The sequence below is a fragment of the Coleofasciculus sp. D1-CHI-01 genome, assembly GCF_040218875.1.
GTDB lineage: Bacteria > Cyanobacteriota > Cyanobacteriia > Cyanobacteriales > Coleofasciculaceae > Coleofasciculus.
Genome location: NZ_JAVJQP010000184.1, coordinates 35,023 through 52,655 on the forward strand (window position 1 = coordinate 35,023; position 17,633 = coordinate 52,655).

Below are 17,633 nucleotides of genomic sequence, written 5' to 3' on the forward strand. Positions count from 1 at the left end.
TCATGGCGGCTTGTGGTTTAATTGAGGAGTTCAAGTGTCAAATTCTATCCCAAAGCACGAAGATCCATCAAGTCAGTTGAATTCGGAGGCGGTAACGGAACAACCAACCCAGGCTGCCTCAGAGGATCAGATTCAACCAGACTCCCAGCCAAAACCGTCACCACGGGTAGGTCTGGTGAGACGATGCCGACGGGGTGTAACGGTGACGATAAATGGGATCAAGGGAATTCCGAGTACCCTGGTTAAGTCATTTGTCGGACCCCCTCCTATCTATCGTCGGCGTAAGTTTTGGGTGGGGATAGGAATGGTGGGGATCAGTGGTGGTGCGATCGCTTTCGGTTTGGGTTGGCAAGCCCTGGAAGAAACCTTACCAGAGTCCACGGATGATGTGCTGACCTATATCCGGGATGAGACGATTACCGTAAAAGCCGCTGATGGTACAATCCTCCAGCAAATTGGACCAGCGACTCACGATAATCTGAAAGTATGGGAAATTCCGGACAGGCTGAAACAAGCGTTTATTTCGATAGAAGACCAACGCTTTGAAAATCATAGTGGACTGGATTACCAAGGGATTGTCCGGGCAGCGTTCTCGAATCTGTTAGCCAGAGATGTGGTGGAAGGCGGCAGTACGATTACCCAGCAGTTGGCACGGATTGTCTATTTTGATCAGCAACAAACCCTAGGGCGCAAGCTCAAAGAAATGCGGATGGCGCAAAAAATAGAGCAAGATTTGGAGAAAGATCAAATCTTGGAGCGCTATTTGAATCTGGTGTATTTGGGGTCTGGGGCGTATGGCGTCGCGGATGCAGCTTGGGTGTATTTTAGTAAACCCGTCACAGAATTGACCTTAGCGGAAATGGCAACCTTGGCAGCATTGCCACCCGCACCGAGCGAGTATTCTCCCTTTATTAATAAAAAAATAGCCCAAGAGCGGCGGAATGTGGTGCTGCGCCGGATGCAGAAAAATGGGTATATTACTGAGGGGGAAGCAGACGCCGCGATCGCGACTCCTCTCCGGACAAAGCGCAGCCAACCCAAGCGCTTAGACCGACAAGCATCTTATTTTACCGAATATATTCAACAGGAACTGCCGAAATATGTTCCCGCCGATGTTTTGGGTAAAAAGGGATTGATTGTAGAAACCACCCTCAATCCCCAGTGGCAAGTAGCAGCAGAAGCGGCGGTGGCAGAAACCATAGAAACTTATGGCAAATACCAACGGTTTGAACAAGCCGCATTAGTGGCAATTGATCCGCGTAATGGTCAAATCAAAGCCATGGTTGGGGGTAAGGAGTTTTTAGATCAGCAATTTAACCGGGTGACGCAGGCACAACGCCAACCGGGTTCGACATTTAAAACATTTGTTTACACAACCGCGATCGCGGCAGGTTTCTCTCCCTATCAAAGTTATCAGGATGCCCCCTTTGTCGTTGATGGTTATGAACCCAAGAACTATAGTGAAAACTTTCGCGGTTGGACTTCGATTCGGGATGCTCTGACCAATTCGGTTAACATTGTGGCAGTGAAAACCTTAATCAAGGTGGGTTGGGACCCGGTAGTGGAAATTGCCGAGAAAATGGGCATTAAATCGACCCTCAACAAAACCTATTCCTTGGCGTTGGGGGCGTCAGAAGTGAATTTACTGGAGTTGACCAGTGCTTATGGCACGTTAGCCACTCAAGGCGTACATGTCCACCCCCATGGGATTCGCCGCATTCTGGATCGACAGGGTAAGGTGATTTATCGCGAACAGATCCAACGCGAGCGTGCCATAGACGAAGACACCGCCGCCATTATGACCTGGATGCTTCGCAATGTGGTAACCTCCGGAACAGGGGGGAACGCTCAGTTACGCGATCGCGCCGTAGCGGGCAAAACAGGCACTTCAGACGAAGCCCGTGACCTCTGGTTCATCGGGTATATTCCCCAACTGGTGACTGGCGTTTGGCTGGGTAATGATGATAATAAACCGACTTGGGGAGCAAGTAGCACCGCCGCCATTACTTGGCATGAGTTCATGGAAGAAGCCGTCGAAAATATGAGGGCGGAAGACTTTCCGGATCGACCGGATAAACTCGATGGTCGGGAAGGGACGATTGAAGCCAAGCCAATCGAGCCGAAAAAAACCTATACCAAGAAGACAAACCAGACTCAATCTAGCAGAAGACGGACAAGCCGCCGCGCTTCGACCACCAGACGCTCAACCTCTCGTTCCACCAGTCGTAGTTATACCCCACGACGTTCAACCAACAGCCGCAGTAGTAGTCGCAGTAACACTAGGAGCCAACCTGCACCCGCCCGTTCCTCCCGTCGCCAAGCCCCGGTTCGCAACACAGCACCCAGCAACCCACCACCCAGACGGTCAGCACCTGCACCTGCACCCAAACCCGCTCCACCAGCCCCAGCCCCAGCCCCAGCTCAACCTGCAGCGGTTTCGGCTCCGCCAGCCCCAGCACCAGCCCCAGCGCCTATGGCACCGCCCCCAGCGCCTCCAGCCTCGCGCAAAGCTGCACCAGCACCCGCTCCGGCTGCGCCAGCACCTGCACCAGCACCAGTCACTGCTCCTCCTGCGTCTGAGGAGTAAGGTTTTCCTTCACGACCTTCAAGAGCATGACATGATGTGTAGGGGCGGGTTTAGGGACTTTCGTTTCACTATTGACGATAACGTTGGTTCAAAACCCGCCCTCATCTCCCCCATCTCCCCCATCTCCCTCATCTCCCCCATCTCCCCCATCTCCCTCATCTCCCCCATCTCCCCCATCTCCCCCATCTCCCCCATCTCCCCCATCTCCCTCATCTCCCTCATCTCCCTCATCTCCCCCATCTCCCCCATCTGAGTGCAATTCGGTCTCAGGGGTGATAGATACTCCTGAAAGTTTTGATAGGATAGCCAAAATAGGATAAGGAGTGAATCTATGTATTTGAATTTATTGATGGAAGCAGGAGCGGCTCAAGCTTCTGAATTTCCATTCTCGTTTACATTGGTCTATGTGATCGGCTTTATCGCCGCTGTTGTCCTCGGCTCTATCGCCTGGTATAACTCCAAGCGTCCAGCCGGTTGGGAAAATAAAGATCGTCCTGACATTGTACCCAAGGTTGATACGCCAGAGAATTCCAGCCAACAGAAATAAAGGAATAAAGGCTAAACTTTAAATCGGGAGGGGCTTGCAGCAAAGATGTATTCGATAATACATAGGTTGACAATCTCTCCCCCGCTCCCCTACACCTGTAACCCCTCCGCACCTAGAGTCCCCATCAATCTGGAAGCACCGCATGGTCATTATTTCGCAAACGCCTCAGTAGCCAATCGAATCGGGCTTGGGCAAGGGGTACATTATCAACGACTTCTTGGGATAACTCTTCAGTCTCATTCTCGTCCTTAAGCCAATCGGTTTTGGCATAACCCAGATATCGCACTGTACCCCGTAATCGAGTAGACAGAAAAATCGCGATCGCACGATAGAAGCGTGAGGCAAATCCTTGGTCTTTTTGCAGTTTTTCCAGGAGATGATGACGCGGAATGGATAAAATCAGAGAGGTTTCCACCGCCTGAACTGTAGCCGAGGGAGGACGAGTATCCGCAAAAGACATTTCCCCGACAACCGCACCACTGGTTAATCGAGCGATTGTCTTGCCTTGCAAGGCTGAAACTGATACCGATAACGTTCCTTCTAGCAGAATCAGCAGGGTATCGATGGGTTTACCTTCCTCAATTAGGATGGTTCCTGGGGTAACTTCCTTTCGGTGTCCCACAGCGAGCATCCAATCCATGTCATCGTCATTTAGTTCACCGAGTAAAAAAAATACTTTTTTCATCATTATTTGTCATTTGTAATTTGTCATTTGTCATTTGTTATTCGTTATTGGTAGTACTCGCCTCTATCCCAGCAAGCTACATCTGTTGTCGTTGGCAAGGATTTGAGAAATATTTACAGAACGTAATCATAAGTGCATAACCTAAAGCCAATCAGAGATAGGTGAATTTATCAACAACTGTCTATCCCAGAACGGCGATGGGTGAGAACCTGCCGGATTGGTTAGAATTATAGCTTTTGCTAAAAGCAAGATCGCTCTTTCTGTAGTTGTCTGCCAGAATTCCCGGTGCAGGGAAACGTCAGCCCCCCCATACCTGTCTTGCTCGATCATAGACCGATAATTAAGGGAAGCATTGCATTATGCCGAAACTCAAGCGCCGTCATTTTCTCCAATTAGCCGGATCAACTCTCGCTACGGTGGGTTTGAGCCAATTAGACTTTATCCATCAAGCAAATCGCTACGCCCAAGTTCTCGCCCAAAGCACTCCCCGCAAATTGGCACTATTGGTGGGCGTGAATAATTATCCCGCCCCTATCCCCACATTACAGGGATGTTTAACCGATGTGGAGTTGCAGTATGAATTGTTGGTGCGACGCTTCGGGTTTAATCCCCACGATATTCTCATGGTGACCGATGAAACCCCGATTAAACCCACCCGTCAAGGCATTATCGACGCCGTTGAAACCCATTTAATTCAACAGGCAAAACCGGGAGATGTGGTGGTTTTTCACTACTCTGGACATGGTTCACGAGTGATTGACCCCAACCCGATTAACCCGGATGGTTTGAATAGCACCATAGTTCCCAATAATCGTCAGATTGAAACCGGGAAAGAGGCGGGGAAGGCGCGGGATATTATGGGCAGAACTCTGTTTCTGTGGATGTCCGCCTTAAACACAGAAAACGTTACCGTCGTCATGGATAGCTGCCATTCTGGGGGAGGATTGCGGGGAAACTTTTTAGTTAGGGCGGTTCCATCTCGCCAGGGGGGTGGGGATGATCAAGCCAGTCAGGAGGAGTTTGAGTATCAGCAACAGTGGTTATCCCGGTTGAATTTAACCCCAGAACAATTTCAGCAACGGCGTCAGCAGGGGATTGCTAAGGGGGTGGCGCTGGGTTCGGCGGCGCGGAACCAATTGGCTACAGATGCACCATTCGGGGAGTTTCACGCCGGGGCGTTTACCTATTTGCTGACGCGATATCTTTGGCAACAACCGATGAGTGAACCGTTGAGTACGGTGTTTGTGAATTTGGCGCGAAGTACCAAGGATGTGGCGAATTCTTCGGGTATTGTCCAAGATCCAGTTTATGAGGTGAAGCCAGGGAGCGATCGCGAACAGGAACCGATTTACCTTCTAAAACCCTCAACTCCAGCCGCCGAAGCCGTGGTAAGAAACATAGAGGGCGATCGCGTAGAGTTTTGGTTGGGGGGAGTCTCGTCTCAAAGCTTGGATGCATTTCAACAGGGGGCGATTTTTACACTAATTAATCAACAGGGACAAATCCAGGGGGAAGTGGAACAAACCTCACGGGTTGGTTTAGTGGGGTATGGGAAGATGCGATCGCAAGGGCGGGCGATTCCTGGAGAGGGGATGTTAATGCGTGAACGAGTACGAGGAGTTCCGGCTGATTTAAGCTTACGGGTAGCACTTCATCCCTCACTGGGAGAGAATATTTCAGCCGCCCGTACCGCCCTACAGTCGCTGCGTCGGGTAACGGTGGTGCCAATGAATCAAGAGGCTGTAGTGGATTATATTATCGGGCGGATGACGAATGAGGCTATCCCTCAGGCGCAACACCAAGAAATGAACCCATTACCCCCCGTGGGCAGTTTGGGGGTATTTACGGCGGGATTAATTCCGGTTCCCGATTCCTTTGGCATGTTGGGAGAGTCAGTAGCTGCAGCCGTTAATCGCCTGCGCCCCCGTTTAAAGGCGTTACTGGCGGGGCGGATATTGCATCTAGTTCTCAACAGTGATACCTCTAACTTAAATGTGGCGATGACGATTCAGCCTGTGGTGGGCGGCGGATTAGGGATTCGGGCGGGGAGTCGGGCGGCGGAAAATGCCGGGGTAATTCCCACAACCATCGCCAAGACTAGCTTTAAACAGAACACGGAAATTCAGATAGAGGTGCAAAACCACGAGAGTCAAGCCATCTATGTGGGAGTATTAGCGATCGGTTCTAATGGGGATATTGTCGTGTTATTTCCCTATTGGGATGCCCCAGAAGATGCGGCATTAGTCACACCCGGACAGCATTTAATTGTACCCCCTCAAAGTAATCCACCGCGAGAAGATGATTTTCACTTTATTTTAGACGGAGTTGGTTTTGTGGAACTATTAGTATTAGCCAGTACAGAACCGTTGCGGGATGCGCTGAAGGGCGTGCAGAAAATTGCCCGAACCGTAAAAGCCGATTTTCGTCAACCCTTACTGTTAGCCGAAGATGAACCCGTTGAAGTAATGGAAGCATTTGTCAATGATTTAGATCGCCACTCCCGTGGGGCTGGGATTAAAATTTCACGCGGGATTCGTGGCGTAGATACCCAGAAGCTAGCGGCATTTTCAGCAATGATTGAGGTGATTGAGTGAATTACAAGGGTAGAAGAGTAATGCTGATTATCAACTCTAAACCCAAACCGTAAAAACATAAATAAAATAGGCTAAATAGGAAACCCCAATTAGCCCGACACTAATTCGACCTGTCATCGATTGATAACTTTGGACTAGCACAACACAGCTTATAATAACAGCGAGAATTTCCAGAATAGTGACAATAGTGCCATAATGATTCGGGTCCCAATAGGAAACCGGACTCTGGAACCGCCAATTGGAAAACGGGAAAAAATGCCGATGGGCATCATTATGATGCAGCGGAAAATCACCGACAATATGTAAAAACATGCTGGAGAAAAAGACTATGCCAATCTGGGAACCCAACCAGCCTGTAAGAACTAAGCCAAAGACAATGAGGGGAATAGAATTGAAAATATCAATAAAATTTTGCCAGTTTTCTTGGTGATACGCTTCTCGCCAAATTGTCATTTCCGGTGTCCCCTTAATCACTTTTTCCACAAAGTAAAACACAAACATCGGGGCATCAGGGAGTAATGCACCGATGATGACTGGAGTGAGAATACTGGAAGTATCCTGACGTCCTAGGCATAGCATATTAATAATGATGTGCGCTGGGGTATTCATAGAAAACAGGATAGAAAACGCTTTGATTAAGCCCTAATTACTTTATTGTAATTGTAGTGGACTGACACAGCTAAAATTGTTGAATAGATTTCACCATTGAATCGGGCGCAAGCCTTGCGCCCCTACAGTTTCCGGGCTAATGCTTAATTCATTAAATAAGGTGTGCCACACCAGTAGGGTGGGTTAGGCGGATATTTAATTAGGGAAATAATCATTAAATGTTCTATCCGCCGTAACCCACCAGACCCTTCTCTATCTGACATTAAGTCCGGTAGCATGGAATTTTTTTTAACGCAGAGGGACGCAGAGGTAAGCGCAGAGGGACGCAGAGTTTTCGTCAGAAAAAACCTGGATATGAGCAAACCGAATACACTTTTTGACTGATACAGCAGAGTAATGGGGTTTAAGTCATGGAAAAATCGTTCCCTGTTCCCTATTCCCTTTTTTGACGTTACTCACAGTAATTGTAGGGTGGGTTAGGCGGATATTTAATCAGAGAAATAACCGTTAAATGTTCTATCCGCCGTAACCCACCAGACCCAAACCGTTCCCTGTTCCCTATTCCCTATTCCCTATTCCCTATTCCCTATTCCCTGTTTCATTTCTTGACATTACTCACAGTTCACTATCTCAGTTTGACGGTTAAATTTAACGGGTAAATCGGATTGTTCTACCGTAACTAGGTGATAAGGTTGAGTAATTGCCATTGTTGTGCCACAGTTCCGTCCCGGTTGCTGTTCCACAGCGTTAATCACCAGCTTATCATCCTTGATCAGAATATCTTTAATTTCAACACTATAGCCACCACTGGGTTTATTCCCTAGTCCAACTCCAATCACCATGTTTTCAGTAAAGTCAACATTTAGAGAAGATGGCGTTGGTCTATCAATTGAATGAAGATTCGCCCAAAATTGCTCCCATGTCGCTTGATCGCGAATGACTGTCTCAAAGGGTTCTGCTAGTCCACTATTCCAGCTTTTTTCTAAGGTTTCAAACGCAACAGTATTGGATGGGATTTCTTGGTCTTCTAACATGCTTAAATCCTCTTGGGCTTGGCTTAATAGTTTTGTGCCACTACACAGGGATGTGGTTAAGCGATTATCTGAACGTGAGGCATAGACGAGGTAAGATTCTCCTTCCGTAAAATTGAAACCGCAACTCGCACTGGAATCGGATGTCATCACCATTAATCGGCGTCTTTCTTGTCCTTTCCAAACGTCGGACACTTCAAACATGACTCGTTTTTGCGGGAAAGAGAATTGGGGACGTTGGTGAGTTCGGCGGGGAGTGATCACATTAACAACTCGACCCGAAAAGACAGCATTAGCCGATTCAAAATGTTGCTCAGGGGTAGCTCGCATACAACTACAAGCTTGAGCCGATTCTGCTGATATTATAAATAGGCTGGCGGCAATCATGAGTAGTTTTTTCATTGAGAAAACTCCTAATAGTTGTGACAAGATATTAAAAGATTAAGCATTTGAATTGTCAGACTTCCGCTTTGACCTCTTGTCCTAATGAAATGTTCCTGGTCTCATGAATTAAAAAAAGGTTTTATCATATAGATTAAGATGAGTAAGCGAGATGATCAGTATCTGTGATATCCTCGACTAAAGTAACCCCTCTAGTCAATAATCCCGATCGCCTAGAACGTCGCCTGAAAGAAATCCCAGCAGAACCTGGGGTTTATCTAATGCGTGACGGGAGCGATCGCATCCTCTATATTGGTAAATCAAAGAAACTGCGATCGCGCGTTCGTTCCTATTTCCGTAACACCCAACCCCTGAGTCCCCGTATCGCCATGATGGTGCGTCAGGTGGCGGAGATTGAGTTTATTGTTACCGATACGGAAGCCGAAGCATTAGCATTAGAAGCGAATTTAGTCAAGCAGCATCAGCCGTATTTTAATGTGCTGCTCAAAGATGATAAGAAATATCCCTATATTTGTATTACTTGGTCAGAGGACTATCCGCGTATCTTTATTACCCGCAAGCGTAACCTGAGAAAGGAAAAGGATCGCTATTATGGTCCTTATGTGGATGTCGGGTTACTGCGAAGCACATTACACCTACTCAAGCAGATTTTCCCCCAACGTCAGCGCCCTCGTCCCTTGTTTAAAGACCGCCCTTGTCTGAACTATGATATTGGGCGTTGTCCGGGGGTTTGTCAACAGCTTGTTTCACCGCAGGAGTATCGCCATACCGTGCAAAAAATAGCGATGGTGTTTCAAGGGCGAACGGGGGAACTGATTGATATTCTAACTCGGACTATGGAACAAGCAGCGGAAGCGCTGAACTTTGAGTTAGCCGCGAAAATTCGGGATCAGATAAAGGGGTTGAACGCCCTGAGTGCTGACCAAAAAGTTGCCCTACCCGATGATACCGTATCACGGGATGCGATCGCGCTTTCGGCAGATGCCGATCATGCGTGTATTCAATTATTCCAGATTCGTGCCGGTCGATTAGTTGGACGATTGGGATTTTTTGCTGAAGTTCCATCAGGGGGAATTGAACTAGGGGCAATTTTACAACGGGTATTAGAAGACCATTATCAAACTGTTGACGCTGTAGAAATTCCCAGTGAAATTTTAGTCCAGCATGAGTTAACCGATACCGAGTTATTGGCAGATTGGTTAAGTGAACAAAAAGGGCGGAAAGTGACAATTATCGTTCCCCAACGCCAAACCAAAGCCGAATTAATTGAAATGGTGGAACGGAATGCGAAGTATGAGTTGGAACGGACGCAGAAATTCGCTGACCGCAATACTAAAGCGATGCAGGATTTAGCCGCAATTTTGGATTTACCGGATTTACCGCATCGGATTGAAGGGTATGATATTTCTCACATTCAGGGGGCGAATCCAGTAGCGTCTCAGGTGGTGTTTATTAATGGGACGCCAGCGAAGCAACATTATCGTCACTATAAGATTAAAAATCCTACAGTAACCATTGGTCATTCCGATGATTTTGCCAGTTTAGCAGAAGTCATTCGTCGCCGTTTTCGCCAATATAAAGATGTAGGGGCGGGTTTGACCGATACCATTTCGCCACAAACCGATAACTTAACTAAACCCGCCCTTTCCAACCACCAGGAAAACCCCGATGTAGGGGCGGGTTTGACTGATACCATTTCGCCACAAACCGATAACCTAACTAAACCCGCCCTTTCCAGAGAACAGGGAATCTCTAATGATTTTCCCGATTTAATTATGATTGATGGTGGTAAAGGACAACTCTCCGCCGTGGTTGCGGTATTACAGGATATGAACCTGTTGGATAAAGTTCGAGTGGTAAGTTTAGCCAAGCAACGGGAGGAAATTTTTCTCCCCGGTGAATCCTTTCCCCTCCCCACAGATGCTGAACAACCGGGGGTACAATTATTAAGGCGTTTACGCGATGAGGCGCATCGTTTCGCCGTAAGTTTCCATCGCCAGCAACGCAGTAATACATTACGCCGTTCTCGCTTAGATGAAATTCCCGGATTAGGATTTGCCCGTCAAAAACAGCTATTGGCACATTTTCGTTCCATTGATTATATTCGAGAAGCATCGGTACAACAGCTTGCTGAAGTTCCGGGAATTGGTTCGCGTTTAGCCGAAGATATTTATTCCTATTTTCATCCATAGGGCTTGCTGCACAAAGCCAAAACCGCAAAACCCATCAATACTTTGATCTTTATTGAAACAGGGTTTGATTCAAGGAAATCGGGTAGCATCCTTCAAGCTCCCCCTGCTCCCCCAGCTTCCCCAGCTTCCCCAGCTTCCCCAGCTTCCCCAGCTTCCCCAGCTTCCCCAGCTTCCCCAGCTTCCCCAGCTCCCCCTGCTCCCCCAGCTTCCCCAGCTCCCCCAGCTCCCCCAGCTCCCCCTGCTTCCCCTGCTCCCCCTGCTCCCCCTGCTTCCTACCCCCACCACAAGACTTATTCAGCAGCCCCTACTTACCAGCTTTTGCATCCGACAAACTTGCCTCAATAGTCTGCAAAATTCGATCCAAATCTTTCCCGGAAACATAATCTATAATACCTGTCCAGAATGTCCCCGTGCCTACGGCTCCAGGAAGCAGATCCGAAGCGTCGTAGCGGATGAGTTCATCGTCAGATAATAAGAGTTTCGCTTGACGTTTAGTCACCTGATCAGGATACACTTCTAAACTAACCTGTTTGTGGGGTGAGATGGAGCCTTTGATTCCGGCTAAAATTTCATGGGGTTGGACACTGACTAAATAGTCCATTAACTGCCGTGCTTCTGGGGTATCATTAAACATGCCGATGATTTGTCCTCCCACTAACAACGGCACACCTAAGTCTGGCTCAATACTGGGAAGTATAAAAATATCAACATCTTCTCCCAACACCACATCATCGGGGAAAAACGAGGAAATAAACGTGGCTTGGTGATGCATATAACATCCAGGCGGTTGCTCGAAAAGTGGTTTAGGTGAATCCCCAAAGAAAATACTCTGAATACCCGTTTTACCCCCGACCACATAGTCAGGATTTAAAGCAATCGTACCAAATTTTTCAAAGGCATTCTTAACCGCTGGATGAGTGAAGGGAATTTCGTGGTTCACCCATTGATCATAAACCTGGGGTTCCACGGTTCGCAGCATGATATCCTCGATCCAGTCGGTTCCCACCCAACCCGTTGCCTCACCACTGCCGAAACCAATACACCACGGAACGCCCCCATCTGCCACAATTTGGTCAGATAATGCCATCATTTCATCCCAGGTTGTGGGGATTTGATACCCCTTTTCGGCAAAGGCGGCTGGGCTATACCAGACCAAACTTTTCAGGTAGATCCGATACCAGATACCGTAGAGGGTATCATCAACCCGCGCTAAGTTGAGCCAGTTCTGAGAAAAGGCTTCTGACAATTGGGTGGGCGACAAAATTTGTTCAATGGGTATCAGCTTCCCATCTTTGGCAAAGTCTGCCATTAAACCGGGTTGGGGGAACAGGGCGAGATCCGGTGGATTTCCGGCGTCAACCCGCACCGGTAAAACCGTGGTGAACGCATCCGTTCCCTCATACTTCACCTTTATCCCCGTCGCCTCGGTAAATGGGGCTACCACTTGTTGCACTTCTTGAATGCCTTTCCCGGTTAGCGTACCCATGAGTGTCACGGTTGGGTTTGACTGTTCTCCTGGAAGATTGCAAGCCGTTAACAGGATCAATAAACTCAGGCATAAACAGGTCAGCTTACCGATTTTTGGGATGAACATCCGTTCTTTCTACTCCAGGGACGCAATGCAAAAATTTTATTTTACTGTGAAAATAGCTTAATGATGGGAACATTTATCAATCATTCATCTGCGTGTACTCAACTCTAGAAGAGAAATATCAACGTTTGCGGAAAGAACTGATTGGTGGTGGGCTTGCCCTCTTGGGAGTCGCTCTCATTGGTACGCTATGGTACAAACTGGTGGAAGGGTGGTCATGGTCAGATGCTGCCTACATGACGATCATTACTCTGGCGACGGTTGGTTATGGAGAGACGAATCCTCTGGGCGATCGCGGACGCCTGTTCACCATTTCCCTGATTTTAATGGGTCTTATCGCCATTGGTTATATTGTCAATCGCTTTACAGAAGCCCTGATTCAAGGGTACTTTCAACAAGGAATTCGACTGAGGCAACGACGACGCTTGATTGATACCTTAACCAACCACTATATCCTCTGCGGCTTTGGTCGTACAGGGCGTCAGATTGCCCTAGAATTTAAGGCTGAGGGGATTCCGTTTGTCACGATCGACTCTCAAGCTGATCAGATAGAAGAGGCGCGGGAGTTGGGTTACATTGTTGTCCAAGGGGATGCTACTTTGGATAGTACCCTACAGGCGGTTAGTATCGACAAGGCAATTTGTTTGGTGGCGGCGCTACCCTCTGATGCGGAAAATTTGTATACCATCCTCTCTGCCAAAACCCTCAATCCCAAAATCCGCGCCATCGCCCGGGCGAGTTCGGAAGACGCCTTGAAAAAGCTTCAACGTGCGGGTGCAGATGCTGTGGTGTCTCCCTACATCACCGGGGGTAAACGCATGGCATCAGCTGCCCTGAGACCCCAGGTGATGGACTTTGTCGATGGGATTATCACCGGGGCTGATCGTTCATTTTACATGGAAGAGTTTCTGATTGACCCCTCAAGCTGTCCTTTTATTGGAAAAACCCTACGGGAAGCCCATTTGCGATCGCAAACCGGGGCATTAGTTTTGGCAATTCGCCGCGCCGATGGCAATCTGATTGCTGGACCTAATGGTGAAACCCCCCTACTCTCTGGAGATGTACTCATCTGCATGGGGACAGCCGAACAAATTCGTCTACTTAACCGTGTCCTCAGTCCCCTGCGTTCTCACTGGGTACGACGACCTAAACATGGTTAAGTAGCTTGGTGCAATAACAGTTAACGGCGGGGATTGTCATTGGTCATTGGTCATTCGTCATTCGTCATTCGTCATTCGTCATATTTTAAGTACCTGGATAAATTCTGTACGCTGTACTAGGAAATGTTAAGAAGTCTCAAATCCTTACTGTTCCCTGTTCCCTGTTCCCTGTTCTCAACCGTTAACTTTAATGAAAATCCGACTACTGAGATTTATTATCCATGTATTCTCGCCAGTATGTAATCTTTCCTTGGTCAAGTTCAAAGATAATGGCATCCTCAACTTTTGACAGTTCACCTGTTTCTTTGTTCCGTTGACGCCAAATCCATTCTACAGCTCCTTTATTTCCCTGAACAATTATGGTATTAATGGTAATTTTAGTTTCTGTAACTTGAGCAAAATAATCCTCTGCTGCTGCTTTTATTTGCTGTTTACCTCTGAATCGAGAACCGGGAACAATAAATACACTATCTTCGGCAAAATCAGCGATAATCTTATCTGAATCAGCCGTTTCCCAAGCTTGCGCTTGCCGTTGGATCAGTTCTGGAATCGTTGATTCGATGGGTTTGGTATCTGGTGAAATCATCGTTATAATACTACCCTTCGATAAATCAGAACAGGAATGCAGATTAGCCGCAACTGCACTCCCTGTAAAGCTAGAGTAACTCAAAATAGCCAACGCGATCGCGCCGAGAATCACGGTACATGTCCATGTTGTAGGTTCGGTTGAGGAACCTAGGTGATGAGCCTTCATAGAGAGTTTAGCGTTATCCGACGTTTGTTGGTACTTTGACATGATAATGTATTCAAAATAACGTCGCGGGCGACAGCTTTCACAACATTGATACTGACAGAATTGCCCAACTGATAGTACGCTTTATCATCGCTACTATGCAAAATAAACTCATCGGGAAATCCCTGGAGACGTGCGGCTTCTCGCGGTGTTATTCTCCGAACACGATCATTGTGATAAATTCCTAATCGATTGGCATCGCTAGCAACTAACGTGACTGATATTTTTCGGGGATCTAAAAATTTGTAAACTTCAAAAGAGAAGTTCCCTGATACAGGTTTGTATTTACCATCAACAATTTGTAAATATTTTTTAGCCACGAGTGAGTCAAGAACCTGGTCGAGATGGGGATGATTAAAAAAGCTGGCGATTTGCTCTCGACTAAGCAACTTACCATCTTGATTACGACCGAATACTTTATTGCGGCGCTTCAGAATAAAACGATTCATTAACTCAATTTCTTCTGGACTACATTTTCCCCGTAAACCCAGTTCCCAGGAGTGCAGAGAATTTCCGCCACGATAATCAATCAGCCGCCGACCATGCAATTGATTTAAATTATTATTTAACCGATTTTTTAGAGCTTCAACAAACTCCAACGAACAATCATATTTAGAATCAGGATTATCTTCTAATATATCAGCCACGGCAACAGGTTTACTCAAGGGATTAAATAAGGATAGCTGTTGACAATTATAAGAATGGGAATCGGGGGGGCCCACATCAGAAATCAACTCGAATTTAGGTGAAGCTCCTAAAATACCGACCATGTACAGGCGAACCCGGTTTTGCGGCAATCCAAAATTAGCACTATTTAATAGAAATGTATCGAAGCTATATCCTCGGCGTTTAATTTCATGTTTGATTGTTGCTAAAGTTTTTCCCTGATCATGACTATAAAGACCACGAACATTTTCAAAAATTAATGCTTGAGGTTGACAGGTATCGATTAATCTCAATATTTCAAAAAACAATGTTCCTCTCGTATCTCCAAATCCTGCCTTCTTCCCCGCGTAGGAAAAAGACTGACAAGGAAAACCTGCCAATAAAAAGTCATGGGGCGGTAATTGGTTAATTGCCCGGATATCTCCTAAGACCTCATGGTTAAAATTATCTTGGTAAACCCATTGACACTCTGGACTGATTTCACTTGCTAAAACACATTCAGTTTTGCAGTTTAAGGAATCAGCAGCTTGTTCAAAGGCTAGGCGCATCCCACCTATCCCTGCAAATAAATCAATAAACCGAATTTTGGTTAGGCTTGACATAGATAATTCTAATCAGTTTGTTTTACTATATCATTTATAATAAATTTATTGGGATTTAAAATAATTAAAAATAAATTGGTATAAAACATCAAGCTCTGTGGGAGAGAAAGCAACAGAGCAATGACTATGTGAGCATATTGTTTTGAGAGCATTTTCTCTCTGGAAATTTCCTGCTCCATCAAGAACGTATGCAATTTTGTAATTCATTCGTTCAATTTGCTCAAACCGCGATTTTGCTTGACCTGCTTTCCGTTCAATAACGCTGTTGGTTGTAACTTGAAAACTAACTTCTACAGCGACATATTTATTGCAATAATTAACAACTAAATCAAAGCTTGTAGGTCGATTAGTATTCTCATCAGTATGCGTGACACCAGGCACAGATCCATTGACATTAAAGGTGAGAGCAGAAAACTCGGAATCTTTGAATTTATCCTCAATATAGTTTTTGACAAATGCTTGTGCCATTTGACCTAGATTGTTGGCTTCAGCACCACCAGTAATTCGGCTTACCCAGATATATCTTTGCTTGATATAGTCGTTTAGTTTTTTAGCTTGACCTATATAGTCAGACATTGTACATTTTTTTAAAATACTAGCAGTTGTTTCATTATCTGAATAAGCGCCAAATAGGAGAATAGCGATTACATCCTTGCTGAGATTATCCAATTTTGGTGTTGTGAGCAATTTTTCACCAGAAATTCCCAATTTTTTATTGGAAATTTTTTTTATGGGAAGTGGCAATTGATTAAATTTATATTCAAATTTTCGCCCTTTCCATAAATAGCTCAACTTTTTAAGTGGAAATAATGATTCAAATTGACTATTCCATCGATCTATCATTTCTGCTCCAACATCACTCAGCACCATTAGGTGTTTTAGGAAAAGACTACCCTTCAGACTTGCACCATCAATAACCTGGAAAAAATCTTCTAAAGTTGACACATCTACATTGAGGATTGAAATAAACTGTTCTTGAGTTTCTAAAAGTTTTGGAATGATACTCAGTGTCGCTGCCTTATCTGATAACTCTGAGGGCCAGAACATAGAAGCGACTTCCTTGAGTTCCTCAACACTTCTTCGATAGTTTGGATTCATCATCAATTGTTTGTTACCTTAAGGACAATTTATTTAAAAATAATTATAATTATTTTTAAAATGAGTTTTGACAATTTAAGCTAAAAAAAATGGATTGAAAAATTAAATATAGTAAGCTTTAGCTTACTTTAGCTTTTAGCCAGGAAATTGATTTCCTGGTTTAAGCCTCTGATTCACAGTTTAAACCAGATGCTTTACAATCATGTCGATGTCCATCTGGATAAATGGTTGAACAATCGACATAAGCATTAGAAAAATCAACATTATGACGGCGAAAAAAACAGGTCACTATAGATTTATGATTAAATCCCTGTATTAATTGTAAGGTATTGTAGCGACAGCTACATTTTTCCTAACTTTTTTTTAAGGATTATCAAGATTTATATTTAATGCTTGACTTAAATTGATAAATAACAGTTTGTATGCTATAAGAAATCTGGATTGAGAGTATCAGTCAAGTCTTCAAAATCAGGGCTAATCAACTGGGTTTCTCGGTATCCAAAGGACGATATTTTTTTATCCTATAATCATGAAAGTCGGTTTGGTGTTCTATGTAGAAATGTTTTATTATTGAGGTTGGAAATGGTTAACTCCTATATCAACTACCCCGCCCATGTTGCATATTTACGAGATATACCAGCTACAAATTAGGATAACGATAGCTATATTAAAAACTTCTAGATAAAAGCCAGAGCGAACACTATCCTGAAAAAACTATGTCCAACCCCCAATTATCGATCGCGCAACATTATCACGAGCGCACCAAATATGATCCGGAGACGATCGCGTCCAAAAATAAGCGATTAGACTGGGACAATCAACCGATCCCCTTTAAAGAGTATAAACTAGGGACGACCATTGATCTAAAGCCTTATCTCAAAGAAGATCCCCAGGCGTTTACCCAGGAACCCGGTAAAAGTTGGTGGCGGTTGTCACGGTTGCTCTTGTGCAGCTATGGCTTAACGGCTAAGATGGCAACCATGATTGGACCTCCGGTTTATTTAAGGGCGGCACCTTCAGCCGGGGGATTGTATCCGGCGGAAGTGTATTTAATTTCCCGTGGCACTTCTATATTA

14 protein-coding genes and 1 pseudogene are annotated in these 17,633 nt (G+C 45.7%); 6 read left to right on the forward strand and 9 right to left on the reverse strand.

The genetic code is table 11. From position 1 onward, the window contains the following. Positions 1-304 precede the first annotated feature (304 nt). Positions 305-2,587 (forward strand): transglycosylase domain-containing protein, encoded by a 2,283-nt coding sequence (locus tag RIB93_RS31220; RefSeq protein ID WP_446379002.1) that lies wholly within the window; start codon positions 305-307, stop codon positions 2,585-2,587. An 88-nt stretch (positions 2,588-2,675) separates the two neighbouring features. On the opposite strand, the gene RIB93_RS31225 is transcribed toward RIB93_RS31220, so the two are convergent. After that, positions 2,676-2,897, reverse strand: a complete 222-nt coding sequence (locus tag RIB93_RS31225; protein ID WP_446378975.1) for a hypothetical protein — start codon at positions 2,895-2,897, stop codon at positions 2,676-2,678. A 27-nt stretch (positions 2,898-2,924) separates the two neighbouring features. Here RIB93_RS31225 and psb35 point away from each other — a divergent pair, with 27 nt between their 5' ends. Beyond that, positions 2,925-3,134 (forward strand): photosystem II assembly protein Psb35, encoded by a 210-nt coding sequence (gene psb35 / locus RIB93_RS31230; RefSeq protein ID WP_446379004.1) that lies wholly within the window; start codon positions 2,925-2,927, stop codon positions 3,132-3,134. A 124-nt stretch (positions 3,135-3,258) separates the two neighbouring features. Here the strand turns inward: psb35 and RIB93_RS31235 are convergent, their stop codons facing one another. Then, a complete protein-coding gene (locus RIB93_RS31235; protein ID WP_446378977.1) occupies positions 3,259-3,819 on the reverse strand; it encodes a cyclic nucleotide-binding domain-containing protein in 561 nt (186 codons plus the stop codon). 359 nt (positions 3,820-4,178) lie between these two features. Here RIB93_RS31235 and RIB93_RS31240 point away from each other — a divergent pair, with 359 nt between their 5' ends. Continuing rightward, the gene (locus RIB93_RS31240; protein ID WP_446378979.1) at positions 4,179-6,413 is read left to right on the forward strand and encodes a caspase family protein; all 2,235 of its coding nucleotides are present in this window, start codon (positions 4,179-4,181) and stop codon (positions 6,411-6,413) included. Positions 6,414-6,449: 36 nt separating this feature from the next. Here RIB93_RS31240 and RIB93_RS31245 read toward each other — a convergent pair whose 3' ends face one another. From RIB93_RS31245 to RIB93_RS31255, 3 genes are all read right to left on the reverse strand, one after another. After that, positions 6,450-7,022: a hypothetical protein gene (locus RIB93_RS31245; RefSeq protein ID WP_446378981.1), complete on the reverse strand. Its 573-nt coding sequence runs from the start codon at positions 7,020-7,022 to the stop codon at positions 6,450-6,452. 143 nt (positions 7,023-7,165) lie between these two features. Then, entirely contained in the window at positions 7,166-7,300 is a 135-nt protein-coding gene (locus RIB93_RS31250; protein ID WP_446378983.1) for a hypothetical protein, read from the reverse strand. Positions 7,301-7,633: 333 nt separating this feature from the next. Further along, positions 7,634-8,455 carry a protease complex subunit PrcB family protein gene (locus RIB93_RS31255; protein ID WP_446378985.1) on the reverse strand — a complete coding sequence of 274 codons (822 nt, stop codon included), beginning with the start codon at positions 8,453-8,455 and terminating at the stop codon, positions 7,634-7,636. Between the two features lie 164 nt (positions 8,456-8,619). Between RIB93_RS31255 and uvrC the strand changes: the two genes are divergently transcribed. Beyond that, complete coding sequence (gene uvrC / locus RIB93_RS31260) at positions 8,620-10,647, forward strand: excinuclease ABC subunit UvrC (protein ID WP_446378987.1); 2,028 nt, start codon at positions 8,620-8,622, stop codon at positions 10,645-10,647. A gap of 304 nt (positions 10,648-10,951) precedes the next feature. Here the strand turns inward: uvrC and RIB93_RS31265 are convergent, their stop codons facing one another. Beyond that, a complete protein-coding gene (locus tag RIB93_RS31265) occupies positions 10,952-12,241 on the reverse strand; it encodes an ABC transporter substrate-binding protein (RefSeq protein ID WP_446378989.1) in 1,290 nt (429 codons plus the stop codon). A 92-nt stretch (positions 12,242-12,333) separates the two neighbouring features. Between RIB93_RS31265 and RIB93_RS31270 the strand changes: the two genes are divergently transcribed. Further along, positions 12,334-13,398, forward strand: coding sequence for a potassium channel family protein (locus tag RIB93_RS31270; RefSeq protein ID WP_446378991.1), 1,065 nt, complete (start codon positions 12,334-12,336; stop codon positions 13,396-13,398). A gap of 202 nt (positions 13,399-13,600) precedes the next feature. Here the strand turns inward: RIB93_RS31270 and RIB93_RS31275 are convergent, their stop codons facing one another. Genes RIB93_RS31275 through RIB93_RS31285 form a run of 3 tightly spaced genes read right to left on the reverse strand, consistent with a single transcriptional unit; the run spans position 13,601 to position 16,560 of the window. Beyond that, positions 13,601-14,194, reverse strand: a complete 594-nt coding sequence (locus RIB93_RS31275) for a nuclear transport factor 2 family protein (protein ID WP_446378993.1) — start codon at positions 14,192-14,194, stop codon at positions 13,601-13,603. After that, positions 14,149-15,459 carry a DNA (cytosine-5-)-methyltransferase gene (gene dcm / locus RIB93_RS31280; RefSeq protein WP_446378995.1) on the reverse strand — a complete coding sequence of 437 codons (1,311 nt, stop codon included), beginning with the start codon at positions 15,457-15,459 and terminating at the stop codon, positions 14,149-14,151. The genes RIB93_RS31275 and dcm overlap by 46 nt, the downstream gene beginning before the upstream one ends. Positions 15,460-15,504: 45 nt before the next feature. Further along, a complete protein-coding gene (locus tag RIB93_RS31285; protein ID WP_446378997.1) occupies positions 15,505-16,560 on the reverse strand; it encodes a restriction endonuclease in 1,056 nt (351 codons plus the stop codon). 713 nt (positions 16,561-17,273) lie between these two features. Between RIB93_RS31285 and RIB93_RS31290 the strand changes: the two are divergent. After that, positions 17,274-17,633: pseudogene (locus RIB93_RS31290) on the forward strand (SagB-type dehydrogenase domain-containing protein); the annotation flags it as partial.